At 70.0% G+C, this 17,884-nt stretch carries 16 protein-coding genes; 6 read left to right on the top strand and 10 right to left on the bottom strand.

The annotated features are described in order from the left end of the window. Positions 1 to 584: 584 nt before the first annotated feature. Positions 585 to 1,142 carry a GrpB family protein gene (locus HJC40_RS10390; protein WP_250000633.1) on the top strand — a complete coding sequence of 186 codons (558 nt, stop codon included), beginning with the start codon at positions 585 to 587 and terminating at the stop codon, positions 1,140 to 1,142. Here the strand turns inward: HJC40_RS10390 and HJC40_RS10385 are convergent. From HJC40_RS10385 to HJC40_RS10370, 4 genes are all read right to left on the bottom strand, one after another. Further along, positions 1,139 to 1,279: a hypothetical protein gene (locus HJC40_RS10385; protein WP_250000632.1), complete on the bottom strand. Its 141-nt coding sequence runs from the start codon at positions 1,277 to 1,279 to the stop codon at positions 1,139 to 1,141. The two genes, HJC40_RS10390 and HJC40_RS10385, sit on opposite strands and share 4 nt — an antisense overlap. A 73-nt stretch (positions 1,280 to 1,352) precedes the next feature. Beyond that, positions 1,353 to 2,258: a laminin G domain-containing protein gene (locus tag HJC40_RS10380; protein WP_250000631.1), complete on the bottom strand. Its 906-nt coding sequence runs from the start codon at positions 2,256 to 2,258 to the stop codon at positions 1,353 to 1,355. An 84-nt stretch (positions 2,259 to 2,342) separates the two neighbouring features. After that, positions 2,343 to 3,398 carry a hemolysin family protein gene (locus tag HJC40_RS10375; protein ID WP_250000630.1) on the bottom strand — a complete coding sequence of 352 codons (1,056 nt, stop codon included), beginning with the start codon at positions 3,396 to 3,398 and terminating at the stop codon, positions 2,343 to 2,345. Then, complete coding sequence (locus HJC40_RS10370; RefSeq protein WP_250000629.1) at positions 3,391 to 4,725, bottom strand: hemolysin family protein; 1,335 nt, start codon at positions 4,723 to 4,725, stop codon at positions 3,391 to 3,393. The genes HJC40_RS10375 and HJC40_RS10370 overlap by 8 nt, the downstream gene beginning before the upstream one ends. A gap of 100 nt (positions 4,726 to 4,825) precedes the next feature. Between HJC40_RS10370 and HJC40_RS10365 the strand changes: the two genes are divergently transcribed. After that, positions 4,826 to 5,494, top strand: coding sequence for a GPP34 family phosphoprotein (locus HJC40_RS10365; RefSeq protein ID WP_250000628.1), 669 nt, complete (start codon positions 4,826 to 4,828; stop codon positions 5,492 to 5,494). Between the two features lie 3 nt (positions 5,495 to 5,497). Here HJC40_RS10365 and HJC40_RS10360 read toward each other — a convergent pair whose 3' ends face one another. Both HJC40_RS10360 and HJC40_RS10355 read right to left on the bottom strand, forming a co-directional pair. Next, a complete protein-coding gene (locus tag HJC40_RS10360) occupies positions 5,498 to 7,645 on the bottom strand; it encodes a (Fe-S)-binding protein (RefSeq protein ID WP_250000626.1) in 2,148 nt (715 codons plus the stop codon). A 177-nt stretch (positions 7,646 to 7,822) separates the two neighbouring features. Next, on the bottom strand, positions 7,823 to 8,086 hold the full coding sequence (locus HJC40_RS10355; RefSeq protein WP_184954305.1) for a cell division protein CrgA: 264 nt from the start codon (positions 8,084 to 8,086) through the stop codon (positions 7,823 to 7,825). Between the two features lie 177 nt (positions 8,087 to 8,263). Here HJC40_RS10355 and HJC40_RS10350 point away from each other — a divergent pair, with 177 nt between their 5' ends. Genes HJC40_RS10350 through HJC40_RS10335 form a run of 4 tightly spaced genes read left to right on the top strand, consistent with a single transcriptional unit; the run spans position 8,264 to position 11,667 of the window. Then, a complete protein-coding gene (locus HJC40_RS10350; protein WP_250000764.1) occupies positions 8,264 to 9,076 on the top strand; it encodes a DUF881 domain-containing protein in 813 nt (270 codons plus the stop codon). After that, positions 9,076 to 10,695 (top strand): class E sortase, encoded by a 1,620-nt coding sequence (locus HJC40_RS10345; RefSeq protein ID WP_250000624.1) that lies wholly within the window; start codon positions 9,076 to 9,078, stop codon positions 10,693 to 10,695. The genes HJC40_RS10350 and HJC40_RS10345 overlap by 1 nt, the downstream gene beginning before the upstream one ends. A 5-nt stretch (positions 10,696 to 10,700) precedes the next feature. Further along, positions 10,701 to 11,015, top strand: a complete 315-nt coding sequence (locus HJC40_RS10340; protein ID WP_250000763.1) for a hypothetical protein — start codon at positions 10,701 to 10,703, stop codon at positions 11,013 to 11,015. Position 11,016: 1 nt separating this feature from the next. After that, positions 11,017 to 11,667, top strand: coding sequence for an aminodeoxychorismate/anthranilate synthase component II (locus tag HJC40_RS10335; protein WP_250000622.1), 651 nt, complete (start codon positions 11,017 to 11,019; stop codon positions 11,665 to 11,667). A 40-nt stretch (positions 11,668 to 11,707) separates the two neighbouring features. Here HJC40_RS10335 and pknB read toward each other — a convergent pair whose 3' ends face one another. Genes pknB through HJC40_RS10315 form a run of 4 tightly spaced genes read right to left on the bottom strand, consistent with a single transcriptional unit; the run spans position 11,708 to position 17,839 of the window. Beyond that, positions 11,708 to 13,546 (bottom strand): Stk1 family PASTA domain-containing Ser/Thr kinase, encoded by a 1,839-nt coding sequence (gene pknB, locus HJC40_RS10330; protein WP_250000620.1) that lies wholly within the window; start codon positions 13,544 to 13,546, stop codon positions 11,708 to 11,710. After that, the gene (locus tag HJC40_RS10325) at positions 13,543 to 14,883 is read right to left on the bottom strand and encodes a serine/threonine-protein kinase (protein WP_250000618.1); all 1,341 of its coding nucleotides are present in this window, start codon (positions 14,881 to 14,883) and stop codon (positions 13,543 to 13,545) included. The genes pknB and HJC40_RS10325 overlap by 4 nt, the downstream gene beginning before the upstream one ends. A 2-nt stretch (positions 14,884 to 14,885) precedes the next feature. After that, on the bottom strand, positions 14,886 to 16,382 hold the full coding sequence (locus HJC40_RS10320) for a penicillin-binding protein 2 (RefSeq protein ID WP_250000617.1): 1,497 nt from the start codon (positions 16,380 to 16,382) through the stop codon (positions 14,886 to 14,888). After that, complete coding sequence (locus tag HJC40_RS10315) at positions 16,379 to 17,839, bottom strand: FtsW/RodA/SpoVE family cell cycle protein (RefSeq protein ID WP_250000762.1); 1,461 nt, start codon at positions 17,837 to 17,839, stop codon at positions 16,379 to 16,381. Before HJC40_RS10315 ends, HJC40_RS10320 begins: the two co-directional genes overlap by 4 nt. Positions 17,840 to 17,884: the final 45 nt, after the last annotated feature.

Here is a 17,884-nt window from a genome sequence, read left to right as displayed (position 1 = left end):
AGCTCGCGACCAGTTCCGCAGCCGCAGCAGTGACGTGCTTCGCGAGTGCGCTCGCTCGCCGCCCGTGCCATACGCGTGCCATTGCAGTAGGCTGACCGAGGTCACTCCAGGCCACTCGTGGCCGTATCAGCCTGCGAATCTTCGCCAGCCGAGTACCGTTCTGTACGGTTCCCAAGCTGACAGTGCGGGTTCGATTCCCGTCACCCGCTCGTCCCGAAGTCCCCATGTCCGCAAAGAGCGCGGACGTGGGGACTTCGCCATTCTCACCTGGGGGCCGAGCCCCCAGACCCCACGGTGCGGTGGTTGCTCGGAGCGTGCCGGGAACGCTGGTTTTACTCGCTCGCCTTCGGCGGATGAATCGCCGAGACGCACCCTGGCCTCCGGTTTCCGAGCTGACAGTGCGGGTTCGATTCCGTCACGCGCTCCGCGTACGGAAGTCCTGGTCAGGACCGATGGCCCGCCAGGGCTTTCATCGTTCTGGGTAACCCTGAAACAGGGGTGGGCCATTAGCGGGCCATCAGCTCATTGCGGCGACTCGTTAGCTTCTGATCGTGCGTATGCCGCCGTTGCCGTCGCCCCCGCCCATGCTGAGCCCCGAGCACATGGCGCAGCGGGTGGTCGGCGATCGCCCGGTCGAGGTGTCCCGACCCATCGAGATCAGCCCTTACAACCCGGAATGGCCGGCCCGCTACGCGGTACAAGAGAGCCGAATCCGAGCCGCCCTCGGTCCGCTCGCGCTCGCGGTGGAGCATGTCGGATCCACGGCTGTCCCGGGACTGCCGGCCAAGGACCGCATCGACATCGACTTGATCGTTGCCGATCCGGCTGACGAGGACGCTTACGTGCCCGCCCTGGTCCGGGCCGGCTACACGTTGCGTACCCGCGAGCCGCACTGGTACGACCACCGCTGCCTCTGGACCGACAGTCACGACGTCAACCTGCACGTCTTCGGCCCCGACTGTGACGAGTACCTTCGGCACTTGATCTTCCGCGACTGGCTACGCACGCACCAGGAGGACCGTGACACCTACGCAGCCTGCAAACGTCGGTCGGCCGCCGAGAACCCGATGTCCATGAGCAAGTACGTCGGCGGCAAGGCACCGGTCATTGTCGAGATCCTGAAGCGTGCCGGCTTGAGTTAGGTCCACTCGACGCCCGGCCCGCCGGCCCGCTTCGGCTTGCGAGTACTCGGTTTGCGCCGGGCAACCTTGACGGCCCGGTCGATCGCGTCGGTGATCCCCTGGTCGGCCCAACATCCGTGCCCCACCTGCACACGCATGTGACCGCCTATCCGGACGACCCGGCGCTGGGGAATGGGCGGAACGTCGAACTGCCGCGGCGCTGCGCAAGATTCAGCCGATCTGGATGAAGACGTTGTCGATCTCGCCGGCGAACTGGTCGTTGGACTTGTTGGTGCCCTTGCCGCCGACTCGTAACGGCTCGGCGTTGGCGATGGACAGGGTGGGCGGCACGGTTGCGGTGGCCGTGGGGACGCCGTCGATCGACAAGGTGAGTTTGGTGCGGGAGCGGGCGCACTCCAGGGTGTGCCAGCGGCCGTCGGCCACGTTGACCAGGGCTTCGGCCCGGTGGATGGCGCCGTCGCCGGCCAGGACGCAGCTCGGGTGGCCCAGACGGTGGTCCACCTGCAGTTTGTACTGGCTGATCCGGCCGACCGAGTAGCCCTTCTGCACCACGTTGGCGCCGTCGGCCAGGTCGGAGGGGGTCATGCGCACGGCCGCGCCGTACCGGAGCCGTTTTGTCCCGGGGTTGAGGTTGTCGTCGCGTTCGCCCTCGAGGATGGCCCGGGGGCAGTCGCGCTCCTTGGCCAGGCGGCAACGGTTGGGATAGGCGAGGGCCAGACCCGAGCCCTGGCGTACGAGGCGGAGCGCCCCACCGTTCTGCCCGAGCGGTCGCAGCTCGTGGCGGCCCAGGTGGTCGGTGATCGGACGGCCCACGCCGCCGTCGAACGTGTAGCGCACGGTCACCGGGCCGGGCGCGACTTTGACCCGGCCGGGTGGCCCGGACGGCGCTGGTTCCAACGGCGTGAGGAGGCCAGCGAGGGCGCCGGCGATCCGGGGGGTGCCGACCGCATCGTCCGCGACGTCGGCCGCCGGATCACCCGCCGGATCAGCCGCTGCGGTGACCGCCGGGCGGCCGACGGCGAAGGCGGGCGGGGACGAGGGCCGTTGTGCGTGGGCGGCGAAGCCGACGAGAAGCAATGCCCCGGCCGAAACACCCAACCACTGTTTGCGAGACATAAGCCCATTGTCCGAAATGGGGGACAGGCTGTCGAACGGGACCCGTCCGACCCGCCGCGCGACCGCGGAACAACCCGTAGGCGGTCAGCCGACTGTTCGAGCCTGAACCGCCGCTGTGGGCACCTGGGGATGGGCCGGTTCGCCCACAACCGCGTGGACGACGTCGTCCAGCGTGATCACGCCCAGCGGGCGACGGCCGTCGCTCACCAGCACGATGTGCAACCGGTCGCGCCGCATCACCAGCAGCAGATCGGCGAGCGAACGTTCGGGGGCCACCACGGCCAGCGGACGGATGATCTCGGGCGGGATCGGTTTCGTACGGCGGTCGGTGCCGTACCCCAGGATGTCCTTGACGTGCACGAAGCCCAGCACCCGGCGGGTCTCGCGCTGGACGACCGGGAACCGTGACCGGCCGGTCCGCGTCGCCACCGCCTCCATGGTCGCGGGGGACACGTCGTCGGCGACCGTGGTGACGCTCGACCACGGGCGCAAGGTGTCGACCGCTGTGCGTCCGTGCAGCTCGAGGGCCGCTCGGATCCGGGCGTACTGTTCGGTGCCGAGCAGGCCCTCGCTGCGCGCCTGGGTGACCATTCCGGCCAGCTCCTCGGCGGTGAAAACCGTCTTCACCGAGTCGGTCGCCTCGATCGACCACATCTTGAGGACCAGCCGGGCCGCCCAGCGCATGGCGTTGAGCAGCGGCTTGGTGGCGGTGCAGAAGGCCAGCATGAAGGGCCCGAGGATGAGCGCCGCGCGTTCCGGGCCGGCCAGCGTGATGTTCTTGGGGACCATCTCGCCGATGACCGTGTGCAGGAAGACCACGATGGCCAGGGCCAGCACGAACGCCGCCGGGTGCACGGCGTTCTCGGGCAGGCCGAGGTCGTGGAACGGGCCCTCGAACAGGTGGGCCAGCGCCGGTTCGGCCAGCGCGCCGAGGCCGAGCGAGCAGATCGTGATGCCCAGCTGGGCGCCGGCGATCATCAGCGGGATCTGGCTCATCGCCGACAGGGCCCACCGGGCGCGCTTGCTGCTCGCGGCCAACGGCTCCAGGGCCGTACGCCGGGACGCGATCAGCGCGAACTCGCCGCCCACGAAGAGCCCGTTGCCGACCAGCAGCACCACGGTGATCAGCAGCTCAGTCATCGTCGGGCTCCGGCGGCGCGGACACGCGCACCTGCTCGACGCGGTGCCGGTCGACAGCCGTCACGGTGAACACCCACCCACCCGTCTCGTACGACTCCCCGACCACCGGGATGTGGCCGAGCCGGGCCAGCAGAAATCCCGCGAGCGTCTCGTACGGCCCCTCGGGCAGCGCGAAGCCGGTCTGTTCGGTCAGCTCGTCCTCGCGCAGCAGGCCGTCGACCAGGTACGACTTCTCGCCGTCGGGCGCCGTGAGCTCCTGGGCCGAGGCCTCGGCCGGTTCGACGTCGTACTCGTCGGCGATCTCCCCGACCAGTTCCTCGATCAGGTCCTCGGCCGTGACGACGCCGTCGGTGCCGCCGTACTCGTCCACCACGATGGCCAGGTCGGCGTCCGCCTCGCGCAGCACCGCGAGCACCTTGTCGAGGGCGAGGCTCTCGGGGACGTACACCGGCTCCCGGGCGATCGTCGCGACCCGGGTCGAGGCCCGCCGCTCGGGCGGCACGCCCAGGGCGTCGGGCACGGCCACGACGCCGATGACCAGGTCGATCGTATTCTCGTAGATGGGGAACCGGGTGTGCCCGGTCTCGCGGGCCACCGAGATCAGCTCGGCCACGCTCGCGCTGGTCCGGAGCCCGACGACGTCGACGCGCGGGGTCATCGCCTTGGCCGCGCGTTTCTCGCCGAAGCGGATCGTGCGGCGCAGCAGCGTGGCCGTCTCGGCCGGCAGGGCGCCGGCGCGGGCGCTGATCGCGGCCAGCAGGCCCAGCTCCTCGGGGGAGCGGGCGCTGGCCAGTTCCTCCTGCGGCTCGATGCCGATCCGGCGGACCAGCCAGTTCGCCGAGCCGTTGAGCCCGCCGATCACCCATTTGAAGAGCTTCGAGAACGTCCGCAACGGCGCCGCCGTCGTCAGAGCGGCGCGCATCGGCCGGGCCAGAGCCGCGTTCTTGGGCACCAGCTCGCCGAACAGCATCGAGATCAGCGTGGCCAGGACCAGGGCGATCACGTGGGTGATGCCCTCGGTGGCGTCCCCGGCGACCGGCTCGACCAGCGGGGCAAAGATCCGGGAGAGGGCGGGCTCGGCGAGATAACCGGTGAGCAGGGCGGTCAGGGTGATGCCCAGCTGGGTGCCGGAGAGCTGGAACGAGAGCTCGTGCAGCGCGTGCTCGACCGTGCGGGCCCGGCGATCACCCGAGCGGGCCCGGGAGGCGATCTCGGCCCGGTCGACCGTGACGAGCCCGAACTCGGCGGCCACGAAGAACGCATTGCCCGCCGTGAGCAGCGCGAACGCCACCAACGGGAGCACCGCGGTCAGGAGCACGCCGTCCATGATCGGTTCACCTCGGTCTTATTGTGCCGGAACGGGGCGGGTCCGGCGCGCCCACTCGAGGTGAGGATTGGCACGCCCCGTATGTGGATACCGTCAGGGTATGAACCTGGTCGAAGAGTTCACGCTGCTCGCGTATGACGACGACGGCACTCCGCTGACCGACGGCACCCACCTGGACCACGGTCTGGGTGGCGGGTTGCTGCTCGAGCTGGCGATGGCCGGCCGGGTCGACGTGGCCGACAAGAAGGTCGTCGTGCTCGACGAGAGCCCGACCGGCGACCCGCTGATCGATGCCGCGCTGATGCGGATCGTGGCCGACGACAAGCCCCGCAAGCCCGGGCACTGGGTGTCGAAGTTTGCCCAGGAGACCCGGCCGCGGGTTCTGGACCGGCTCGTGGCCGAGGGCATCCTGCGCGTCGAGAAGGACAAGGTGCTGTGGGTGTTCCCGCGCACCCGATACCCCGCCGCGCACGGGGTCGAGCCGGTGCAGGAGACCGCGGCCCGCGACCGGATGCGCCACGCCGTGCTCGGCACGGGCGAGGTGGAACCCCGTACGGCGGCGCTCTGTGCCCTTGTCGCGGCCACCGACCTGGACAAGAAGGTCTTCGCCGACCTCGACCGGAAGGTTGTCGAGACGCGGCTCCGGGAGATCGGCGACGGCGCCTGGGCCGCCACCGCCGTGAAGAGGGCGATCGACGAGATCCAGGTGGCCGTGATGGTGGCGATCGTCGCCTCGACCACCGCGGCCACCGCCGGAACGCCGTCCTGAGGCCTAGACCTCCTGCTTGAGCGAGCGCAGGAGGACCGTTGCGACGTCCACGACCTCGACGTTCTCCTGCTCGCCCTTGCCGGTGACCCCGTCGCCGATCATCGTGTAGCAGAACGGGCACCCCACGGCGATCGTCTTCGCACCGGTGGCCAGGGCCTCCTCGGTGCGCTCCACGTTGATGCGCTTGCCGATCTTCTCCTCCATCCACATCCGCGCGCCGCCGGCGCCGCAGCAGAAGGAGCGTTCCTGGTTACGCGGCATCTCGATCAAGCCGCCCTCGATCGCGCCGCCCAGCACCTCGCGGGGAGCGTCGAAGACCCGGTTGTGCCGGCCCAGGTAGCAGGGGTCGTGGTAGGTGACGCCGCCGTCGACCGGCTGCACCGGGGTCAGCTTGCCGGTCGCCACGAGGTGGGCCAGCAACTGGGTGTGGTGCACGACCTCGACCTTGAGGCCGAGCTGCTCGTACTCGTTGCCGAGTGTGTTGAAGCAGTGCGGGCAGGTCGCGACGATCTTCTTGGTCGGCCGGTCACCGAAGGCCTCGGTCAGCGTCTCGACGTTCTGCTGGGCGAGCATCTGGAAGACGAACTCGTTGCCGATGCGCCGGGCCGGGTCACCCGTACAGGTCTCGCCCTCGCCCAGGATCGCGTAGTTGACCCCGGCCTCGTGCAGCAGCTTGGCCACCGCGCGGGTGGTCTTCTTGGCCCTGTCCTCGAACGCGCCCGCGCAGCCGACCCAGAACAGGTATTCGAAGTCCTCGGTCTCGCCGACCCGCGGCACCTCGAAGTCCAGGCCCTTGGTCCAGTCCTCGCGGGTGTTCTGCGGCGCGCCCCACGGGTTGCCCTTGTTCTCCAGGTTGCGCAGCATCACGCCGGCCTCGCTGGGGAACGACGACTCGATCAGCACCTGGTAGCGGCGCATGTCCACGATGTGGTCGACGTGCTCGATGTCGACCGGGCACTGCTCCACGCACGCCCCGCAGGTGGTGCACGACCACAGCACGTCCGGGTCGATCACCCCCTGCTCCTCGGCCGTGCCGATCAGCGGGCGGTTGCCCTCGGCCAGCGAGAGCACGTCCATGTGGGCCAGCTGCGCCTCGGTGGCCTTCTCCTCACCGGTCAGGTCCTTGCCCCCACCGGCCAGCAGATAAGGGGCCTTCGCGTACGCGTGATCGCGCAGACTCAGCACCAGGAGCTTGGGGGAGAGCGGCTTGGCCGTGTTCCAGGCCGGGCACTGCGACTGGCACCGGCCGCACTCGGTGCAGGTGGAGAAGTCCAGCAGGCCCTTCCAGGTGAACTGCTCGACCTGGGCGACGCCGAACTGGTCCTTCTCGGGGTCGGCCTCCTCGAAGTCGAGCGGCTTGCCCGCGCTCGTCATCGGCTTCAGCGCGCCCAGCCCGGAACCGGCCGGCTTGTCGGGCGCCCGCTTGAAGTAGATGTTGAAGAAGGCCAGGAAGCGGTGCCAGGCCACGCCCATCGTCGGGTTGAGCGCGATCGTGATCAGCCAGCCCATCGAGATGAACAGCTTGACCAGCGCCACCCAGGTCGGCCCGTCGGCGGCGGCCGGCAGCAGGTCGCCCACCCCGTGGGAGAGCGGGGTCGCCCAGGCCGGGTACTCGAACGTGCCGTTGGCGACCTTGAAACCCCGGATCAGGAAGCCGCAGGCCAGCACGCCGAGGATGACTGCCTCGACGAAGTACGCCTGCCACATCGTCGAGCCGAGGAAGCGGCTCCGCTTCTGCCGGATGTTCCGCTGGCGTACGAAGATCAGATAGAGGATGCCGGCCAGTCCGAGGATGCCGATCCACTCGGTCACGAAGCCGTAGACCACCCAGTGCCCGATGATCGGCAGCCCGCCCTCGGGGTCGACGACCTCGAAGTACGCCTCCACGACCAGCAGGAAGAGGATCATGAACGAGACCATGACCAGCCAGTGCGCGGCACCGATCGCCGACCATTTGAGCATCCGCGTGTGACCCAGGGTCTCGACCAGCATCGTCCTGGTCCGCTTCCGGGGATCGGTGAAGCGCGCGGGGTCGGGCTGCCCCAGCCGGATCACCGCGGTGATGGTCAGCACGGCCCGGACCGCCAGGACGACGGCCGCGACGGTGACGAGGCCGGCCAGAACGGTGGCGATTATCTGAGCGGTGCCCATCTGCGTTGTGCCTCCTCGCCTCGGCTGTGCGCCGAGCCCATGTTACCCATGAGTAATAGACGGCCGCACGCAAAGGGTCAAGGGGCACCCGTCAGCGCAAAGCGCACCCCGGCCGGCGCGCGGGGTGCGCTTGGTGGACGAACCAGTCAGCAACCGCCCGAAACAGGCGATAACCGACTAACGCCAGCGCGACAGGATGCCGAGCGACGCGACCATGCACCCGAAGCCGATCGCGAGATTCCAGTACCGCAACGACTCGACCGGGTACTGCTGGGACGACAGGTAATACACGACCAGCCAGGCGATGCCGATCACGATCAGCGCCACGGCGCTGATCGGCAGCCACATCGGGCTGGGCTTCTTCGACGCCGCGGCTGCCGCCGGACGGATGTCCGTCGGCGGCGTGTAGACCTTCTTCTTGCGAACCTGGGACTTCGGCACGGTGCTCTCCTGAAGGGCAACAAGTGGTGAACAACCCACCCCTGAGCGGCTCCGGAGATCCCGAATGCTGCCCGTGGCGATTAATGTTCGACAGCTAGCGTAGTCAAGTCGGCCGGAACACCGGCACCCGCCGGGCTAGGAAAATGTCCGGTGCGATTTTCGAGGGGGCTCGAGGACGTGGAATACACCACCGGCACACCCTCGTGGCGGCTCGTTCTGCGCCGCGCGTGGACGGGTCTGCGGCCGCACCGACCGGTCCGGCGGATGCGCGGCTGGTCGGTCGTCGTCCCCCTGATCGCCCTGGCCGCGGGCCTGTTGTTCACGACCTCGGCGACGACCGCGGACGGCACCGCCCTGCGCGACGACCGCCGCCCGCAACTGGCCCAGCTGATCGCCGACAAGCGGGTCCGCCTGGACGCGCGCGAGCAGACCGCCGCGAAACTTCGCGCCGCGGTCGACCAGGACACGGCCCGCCTGGCCGAGGTCGACGGCCCGGTCAAGCAGGCCCGCGAAGGAGCCGACGGGCTCCGAGGCCCGGCCGGCTTCACCGCGCTGCAGGGCCCCGGGCTCACCGTCAGCCTCGACGACTCGTCGCGCCGCAGCAATGATTTCGTGGCCGCGAACGCTCCCGACAATGACGATCTTGTCGTCCACCAGGGTGACGTTCAGGCTGTCGTCAATGCTCTTTGGGCTGGTGGGGCCGAGGCAATGTCGATCATGGATGTCCGCGTCATCTCCACCAGCGCGGTACGCTGTGTCGGCAACACGCTGCTCCTTCACGGCCAGGTCTTCTCTCCGCCGTTCCGGATCTCGGCGATCGGCGAACCCACAGCGATGCGTCGCGCGTTGGAGTCGGCGGAAGGAGTCCGGCAATTCAAGGATGCGGTCGCTGACTTCGGCCTCGGTTATACGGAAACCGTCGAGAGGAACGTGACAGTGCGGGCGTACGACGGGTCGAGTGACCTCCGATCCGCGCGGGTCGCCGGGTAATGGCCGCTCCGGACCACTCGCCCGGCGGGGCCGGGTCGGGTCGGCACCGCGCGCCCGACGCCGAGGCCCAGACGGCGTACATCCCCCGGATCACCGACGCCTCGCCGGACGGGGTCCCGGGCGGTCCCCTCGCCCCTCAGATCGGGCTGGGCAGCCGGACCGATCAGGGTCCGGCCACCCGGCAGACCTTCGCGCCGACGCCTCCGGCCGCTTCCCCGCCGACGCCTCCGCCCGCTCCCCCGTCGGCCGCCGAGACGGCCGTGTTGCGCACCGACGAGGAAGTGCAGCGCCGGATCCCGGGCCCGCCCCCGAGCGCCGCTCCCGGGCCGAGCCAGCAAGCCACCCACTCGGAACCCCGCCGGCCCGAACCTCCGGCGCGCACCGACTTCGACTTCTTCGCCGCGGCTGAGGACGCACCGCCCGCTCAGCCGTTCTTCGCCGCGGCCGGAAATCCGCCGACGGGCCGGGCCGCTGCCGCCGCACCACCGCACGCCGCGGCCTCACCGGCCCCGAGCCGCGCGTTCGACGGCGTACCCCAGGGCGGCCCTGCCTTCGGCACTCCGGCGCCCTCCGGCCCGGCTCAGGGCGATTCCCGCGAGACGGCGGTGATCCGGGCGTCGGACGCCCCCACCGGCATGCTGTCCGCGGTGAAACGCCCGGACGAGCACCCCCCACCGCTTCAGGCCCCGACCGCGCTCCTCTCCGCGGTTCCCGGTCTCGCCGCCCAGTCCGCGAAGGCGAAAGCAGAGCCGAACGCCGCCCTCGGCGCCGCCTCGGTCTCGCCCGCGGGGCCGGGCACAGCGAGGCCTCCCGTGGAGGAGCAGCCCGTGCAGGAGCCACCCAAGCGCGGCGAGAGGGTCGTCAAGTTGCGTCCCGAGCAGACCGGCGAGGGCTACAAGAGCGTCTACTCCGAGATGACCCGCCCGACCGTCGGGTCGCGCATCCGCGGCGCGATCCGGGTCTCCGGCGAGCTCATGATCACCTTTGGCCTGATCGTGCTGCTCTTCGCCGGCTACGAGGTCTTCGGCAACTCGGCCAAGGTGCAGGACGAGCAGAACGCCCTCGACACCGAGCTCGACGAGGTCTGGAACGACCCGACCGTGGGCCCGACCCCGGCGGCGGCAGCCACCAAGGCGCCCGCGGCCCCCGGCAGCAACCTGGTCGGCCGGCTCTACATCCCCAAGCTCGACAAGGAGTGGGTGGTCGTCGACGGCGTGCAGCCCGACGACATCCGCTACGCCCCCGGCCACTATCCGGAGTCCGCGAAACCGGGCCAGGTCGGCAACTTCTCGGTCGCCGGCCACCGGATCAAGAAGATCTTCTGGCGGCTCGACGAGCTCAGGTCCGGTGACGTGATCGGTGTGGAGACCCGCTCCAACTGGTACGTCTACCGCGTCTACACCAACGAGGTGGTCAAGCCCACCGCTGTCGAGGTCGTCGCCCCGGTGCCGGGCAAGCCCAAGGCCAAGCCGTCCAAGGCGCTGCTCACGCTGACCACGTGCAACCCCAAGTACAACAACTACGAGCGGCTCATCGTCCACGCCGAGCTGGTCTCCACCAGCAAGCGTGACCAGAAGCAGCCCCAGGCGGGCATGCCGGCCGAGATCAAGGGGGCGTGACGGGGATGTACGCCTGGATCTGGCGCAAGCTGCCGTTCGGCTTCTGGGGCAAGCTGGCCGGCTCGCTGAGCCTCGCCGCGGCCACCACGGCGCTGCTCTGGTACGTGGTGTTCCCGTGGGCCACCCCGCTGCTGCCCTTCGACGACGTGCAGGTCGGCACCGGCACCGAGCAGGTCGGCTCCACCGGCGGCGACGACGCCGACGTGACCGTTCCGGGCGACCCCGACCACGAGGCGCCCGAGGAGATCCCGTACAGCACCGAGTCGAATCAGCCGCACCCCTCCGAGGCCGCCAACGGTGGCCAGATTCCTGGTAACTGACATGCGCATCCTGGTGATCGACAACTACGACTCCTTCGTCTTCAACCTGGTGCAGTACCTGGGCCAGCTCGGCGCCGAGTGCGAGGTGCGGCGCAACGACGAGATCGAGGTGTCCGACGTCGGCACGTTCGGCGCCGCGGGCATCCTGCTGTCACCCGGGCCGGGCACCCCGGAGCGCGCCGGCATCATGATGGACGTCATCAAGGCGTACGCCGGGCAGGTGCCGATGTTCGGCGTCTGCCTCGGTCATCAGGCGATCGGCGCGGCGTTCGGAGCCACCGTCACCCGCGCGCCCGAACTGCTGCACGGCAAGACCTCCGAGGTGCACCACGGCGGCGAGGGCGTGCTGGCCGGGCTGCCCGAGCCGTTCACCGCCACGCGGTACCACTCGCTGGCCGTGGTGCCCGAGACGCTGCCCGACGAGATCGAGGTGACCGGCCGCACCGAGTCGGGCGTGGTGATGGCGATGCGCCACCGCGAACTGCCGATCGAGGGCGTGCAGTTCCACCCCGAGTCGGTGCTGACCGAGGGCGGCCACACCATGCTGGCCAACTGGCTCGCCGCCTGCGGCCTGCCCGAGGCTCTCGAGAAGGCGCCTCCGCTGGCCGCCGAGGTCGAGACCCGCCGCCGCGCCGCGTTCGCCACGGCATAAGAAAACGGCCCGCCTCCCGGCGGGCCGTTTCCCCTTCAGCTCATGGTCGGCGGGCCGTGCCGATCGCGTTGCCGATCAAGCCGTTCGCGCCTGTGCCGCCCCCGCCGTTGCCCGTGCCGGGCGACTCGGTCTCGGTCGGGTCGGTGGGGTCGGTCTCGCCCGGCTCGTCGGGCTGAACGATGACCGTGAGCGTCACCTGGTCACCCTTCTCGGCGACCGTGTTCGCCCTGGGGGTCTGCTCGGTCACCGTGCCCGGTTCGCCCTCGCCCTCGACCTCCGTGAAGCTGACGTTGAACTGGCCGGCGTTCTCGAGGATGCCGACCGCCGTCCCCTGCGGCTTGCCGACCACGTCGGGCACCTTGACCAGGCGACCGTTCGACACCTTGATCGTGATCGTCGTGCCCGGGTCGACCTCGCGGCCGGCCTTCTCCACCTCGGTGACGATGCCGGGCGGCTTGGTGCTGTCCACGTCCTGCGGGTCGACCTTGAAGCCGAGGCCGCGCAGTTGGCTCTGGGCACTCTCCTTGGTCGAGCCGACCAGGTTGGGCACCTCGACCCGCTCGGGCTTCTGGCACAGCTGGTAGGTCACCTTGTCGTCGGCGCCGACCTGCGAGCCCGCCTTGGGGACCTGCTTGATGACGGTGCCCTTGCAGTCGGACCTGAACTCCGGGGAATCGGCGTCGTACTCGGTGATGCCGGCGCCGGCCAGGGCCCTCACGGCCTCGGCGTCGGTCTTGCCGGAGAGGTCGGGCATCTTGTAGGTGACCGGCGCCGAGGTGGGGGTCTCGCCGGCCGTGTTCGTGTTGTCGTTGTCGCGTTCCTTGAGCAGCGCCACGCCGAGCACGACCACCACCAGCACACCCAGCGCCGCCAGGGCCGCCCACACCCACGAGGACGACCGGCGTTCCGGCGGACCCGGCGGACCACCGGCCAGGGGGCGCTGCATGGTCGTGGCGCCCTGCGGCTGCCACTGCGGCGGGCCCTGCATGGCCATGGTCTCGGCCTGCGACATCACCGGGGTGGCCAGGACCGGCCGGCCGGCGACGGCCCGCAGCGCGTCGGCGCGCATCTCCTGAGCGCTCTGATAGCGGTTGAGCGGGTTCTTGGCGAGCGCCTTGAGCACGATGGCGTCGACGTCGGGGGGAACCTCGTGGTTGATCTCGCTCGGCGCCTTGGGCTCCTCGCGCACGTGCTGGTAGGCGACGCTGACCGGGCTGTCCCCGACGAACGGCGGGTTGCCGACCAGCAGCTCGAAGAGCACACAGCCGGCCGCGTACACATCGGAGCGGGCGTCGACCGCCTCACCGCGAGCCTGCTCGGGTGAGAGGTACTGGGCGGTGCCGATGACCGCGCTGGTCTGCGTCATGGTCGTGGCCCCGCTGGCCAGGGCGCGGGCGATGCCGAAGTCCATGACCTTGACCTGGCCGGTCTGCGTGATCATCACGTTGCCGGGCTTGATGTCCCGGTGGATGATGCCGTGCCGGTGGCTGAACTCCAGGGCGGCGCAGATGTCGGCGATGTACTCGAGGGCCTGGCGCGTCGGAAGGCGCTGCTCCTGAGCCAGCACTTCCTTGAGGGTCCGCCCGTTGACGAACTCCATCACGATGAACGGCTGCTTCTCGCCGGTCGAGGAGATCTCTTCGCCGGTGTCGTAGACGGCGACGATCGCGGGGTGGTTGAGGGCAGCCGAGTTCTGGGCCTCGCGCCGGAAGCGTTCCTGGAACGTCGCGTCACGGGCCAGATCGGTCCGCAACATCTTGATCGCCACGTCACGGCCGAGCCGGAGGTCGCGTCCGCGGTGCACCTCGGCCATGCCGCCGTAGCCCAGGAGCTCGCCGACCTGATACCTGCCACCGAGCAGGCGGGCCTGCGCCGTCATAGCGTCTGTCGTCCTTCGTTAGCTTTTATCCAGCCGGGGTCTGCGCCCGCCTGCATGGTTAGACGGTACGACGCCACCTGTGGATCCCCACTGATGACGCCCGTGTGGACGACGGCCGTGCCGCTCGGCGCGCCGTTGATCTGGCCCTGCTTGTAGAGGAACGAGATCACTCCGGCGCAGAGCAGAACCAGCAGCGCGAGGACCACAGCCAGCACGATCAGCACCTGCCGTCCGCCGGAGCTCTGCGGCTTGGCGGCCGGCGTCGCCGGTGATGGGTACGGCTGACGGTAGGCCTGCGGTTGAACGGGCTGACGGGCGGGCTGAGCGGGCGGAGCCGACGGCACCGGGGCGGCGCCGCGCGCGCCCGAGACGGGGCGCGGAACCGGCGGGTACGGCGGACGGCTCGCACCGGACATCGGCGAGCTCGAGATCGGCGCGCCGGTCGGTGGGCGTCCGCCCGGGGAGCTGACCGGACCGGCGATCCGGGTCGCCTGACCGGCGGGCTGGGCCGCCGAAGAGGCCAGCGAGGCGGCCGCCTGCCGGGCGACGGCCGCGAGGGCCGAGGCCGAGGGCCAGCGGGCGTTCGGGTCCTTGGCCAGCGCCCGGTCGACGATGACGCGCACCGGGGGCGGGATGTCACCGGGCAGCGGCCGCGGGTTCTCCCGGACGTGCTTCATCGCGATTTCCATCGGGGTCGAGCCGTCGAACGGCCGGTGCCCCGACAGGCACTGGTAGGCGACCACCCCGAGCGCGTACACGTCCGAGGCGGGCGTCGCGACCGCGCCGGACGCCTGCTCGGGTGAGATGTACGAGGCCGTGCCCAGCACCGAGCCGGCCACGGTGAGCTGCCCGACCAGCGCCGAGCGGGCGATACCGAAGTCGGTCAGCACCAGCGTGCCGTTGGGGCGCACGAGCAGGTTGCCGGGCTTCACGTCGCGGTGCACGATGCCGTTCGCGTGCGCCGCCTGCAGCGCGTCGGCGGCCTGGGCGATCAGCGCCATCGTGCGGGCCGGGGTCAGCCGGCCGACCCGGCTCAGCGTGCGGGACAGGGCGTCGCCCTCGACGTACTCCATGACCAGGAACGCGAGCTGCTGGTCGCTGCCGTAGTCGTAGATGTCGACGACCCCGGGGTGGTTGATCGTGGCCATGGTGCGGGCCTCGCCCCGGAACCGCTCGGCGAAGCCGGGCTCGTCGAGCAGGGCGGGCAGCAGGATCTTGACAGCGACCGTCCGGCCCAGCACCTCGTCGGTGCCACGCCAGACATCACCCATCCCACCGCCGGCGATCCGCTCGTCGAGGCGGTACCGGCTGCCGAGGGTCACCCCAGGGCTGATCATGCTCAGTCCCCTCCCCGACCGGCCGCGGCCTTCATGATGAGCCCGGCGATCCGGGCCGCCTCGGCACTCGCGTGTCCGCCGGGCACGTTCTCCAGCATGACGCAGACCGCGGAAACCGCCTCACCCTTGTCGTCGAAGGCGAAGCCGATGAACCAGCCGTGCGGGTCGGCGCCCGCCGCGTTCTCCGCCGTTCCGGTCTTGCCACCGACCTCCATGCCGCTGATCCGGGCGCGCCGACCGGTGCCGTTCTGGACGACGCTGACCATCATGTCCTTGAGGTCGCTGGCCACCTGCTCGTTGACCGGCGTCCGCAGCGTCTTCGGGTTGGCGGTGTAGATCGTGCGCAGGTCGGGGGTGAGCAGCTTCTGCACCAGGTAGGGGCGCTGCTGCTTGCCCCCGTTGGCGACGGCCGCGGCGATCATCGCGCCCTGCAGCGGCGTCATCCGCACGTCCCGCTGGCCGATCGAGGACTGGGCCAGCGCGCCCTTGTCGACGGTGCCGTCCGGGTTGGTGATCTTGCCGGTGTCGCTGGCGGCGACCGGGAGGCCGCCACCCTCGAGGTTGCCGACGGTCAGCTGGTCGTCCTGGAAACCGAAATTCTTGGCCGCGGCCAGCACCTTGTCGCGGCCCAGGGTGACGCCGAGCCGGGCGTAGCCGGTGTTGCAGCTCTCGGTCAGCGCTTCCTTCAGGTCGATCTGACCACCCGGGCAGACCTCGTCCTCGGAGTTGCGGATGACCGCGCCGCTCTCCCGGTACTCGCGGCCGGCCTCGATTTCGCTCTCCGTCGTGTAGCCGTTCTGCAGGGCGGCCGCCGAGACGATCACCTTGAACGTCGAACCGGGCGGCAGCGTCTCGGCCGTCGTCCGGTTGAGCAGGGGCTGGTCGGGGTCCTTGTTGAGCTTGCCGTACGCCGCCGCGGCCGCCTTCTCGTCATGGGTGACCAGCGTGTTCGGGTCGAAGCTGGGCATCGACACCATGGCCTGCACGGCGCCCGTACGTGGGTCGATCGCGATCGCCGCGCCCTTGTCGACGCCGCGCTCGTTGTTGACGAGTTCCTTCCAGGCCGTCTCCTGCGCCTTGGAGTTGATCGTCAGCAGCACGTTGCCGCCACCGGTGTTGTTGCCGGTGAACATGTCCTTGACCCGGTCGGCGAAGAGCTTGTCGCTCTCGCCGGAGAGGAAGTCGTTCTCGGAGTGCTCGATGCCGGTCGCGCCCAGGCCGACCGGACGGTAACCGAGCACCGGCGCGTAGACCTCCTTGCGCGGGTAGACGCGCAGGTACTTCAGGGCGTCGTCGGTCGACCGGTTGGTCGCCACGCCGGTGCCGCCGGCCTCGATGATGCCGCGCGGCCGCTCGTACTGGGCGACCACGACCCTGCGGTTGTAGTCGCTCGTGCGGTAGTCGTCGGCCTTGTACGCCTGCACCCAGTTGAGATTGGCGAAAAGCAGGGCGAACAGGACGAGGATGACCACGCCGGCCCGCCGAAGTGGTGCGTTCACGGCTTGATCACCTCCGTCATGGCGCCGTGGAGCTGCGCCGGTGCTTTCTTTCCGCCGCCACCGGGCCGGTCCGATCCGCCGCCGGCCGCCGGTCCGCGCGCCGCGTTCGAGATCCGCAGCAGCATGGCGATCAGCAGCCAGTTGGCCATCAGCGACGATCCGCCGGCGGAGAGGAACGGTGTCGTCTGACCGGTCAGCGGGATCAGCCCGGTGATACCACCCAGGATGACGAAGATCTGCAAACCCAGGGTGAACGACAGGCCACCGGCGACCAGCTTGCCGAACGAGTCCCGCACGGCCAGCGCCGACCGCAGGCCACGCTCGACGATGAGCAGGTAGAGAGCCAGCAGCGCGGACAGGCCGAACAGACCGATCTCCTCACCGATGCCGGCGAAGATGAAGTCGTTCTGCACCTCGGGCACGAACCGCGGCAGGCCGGCGCCCGGGCCCGAGCCGAACAACCCGCCCGTGCCGAGCGAGAGCAGGCCCTGCACCAGCTGGTAGCTGTTGCCGAACTCGCGGTTGTAGTTGGCCGACGAGAACGGGTCGAGCCAGACCTGGGCGCGGTCGTAGAAGTTGGCGAACGGGCCGCCGACCGAGGCGCCCAGCAGGTAGGCCACGTAGACGCCGCCGAAGAACAGCAGCAGACCGATGATCAGCCAGCTGGCCCGCTCGGTGGCCACGTACAGCGTCACGACGAAGAGGCCGAAGTAGAGCAGCGCCGTGCCCAGGTCCTTCTCGAAGACGAGGACCAGGAGGCTGAGCAGCCACACCGTGACGACCGGGCCCAGGTCGCGGCCACGCGGCAGGTCGATGCCCAGGACCCGCCGGCTGGCCAGCGAGAGCACCTCCCGTTTTCGCACCAGGTAGTAGGCGAAGAACGAGACCAGGGCCAGCTTGGCGAACTCACCGGGCTGGATCGAGAACGACCCGATCCGTACCCAGAGCTTCGCGCCGTTGACCTCGGAGATGCTGGCGGGCAGCACGGCCGGGATCATCACCAGGACGATGCCGGTCAGACCCAGCGTGTACGCGTACCGGGAGACCACCTTGTGATCGCGGACCACCAGCAGCAGGACCGCCGCGAGGATCAGCGAGATCAGGGTCCAGGCCAGCTGGCGGCCGCCGATGCCCGAGAAGATCCCCGGAATCGGCTCCTTGTCACCGAGCGCGTCGCCGATGTCGAGCCGCCGCAGGAACCCCACGCCCAGCCCGTTGATCAGCGCGACCGCCGGGATGAGGACCGGGTCGGCGTACGGGGCGGTGTAGCGCACCACCACGTGCAGCCCGAGGAACAGGACGCTCAGCAGAGCGGCCGGCACCCAGAACGTCGGGGTGATCTCCCCGATCCGGGCCGCCTCGACGGTGGCGCCGTACGCGGCCACCAGCACCATGGCGAACGCGAGCAGACCCAGCTCGGCATTGCGCTGGGTCTTCATTCCCGGGATACGCGCCATCTCGCCCGTGGAGGCGGGCGAGGAGGCAGGTACGGCGGGCGCGGT

It is taken from the genome of Actinoplanes sp. M2I2 (genome assembly GCF_023544445.1).
Classification (GTDB): Bacteria; Actinomycetota; Actinomycetes; order Mycobacteriales; family Micromonosporaceae; genus Actinoplanes.
The sequence above is the reverse complement of the archived record's forward strand: the minus strand, read 5'-3'. Positions and strand labels throughout refer to the sequence as shown.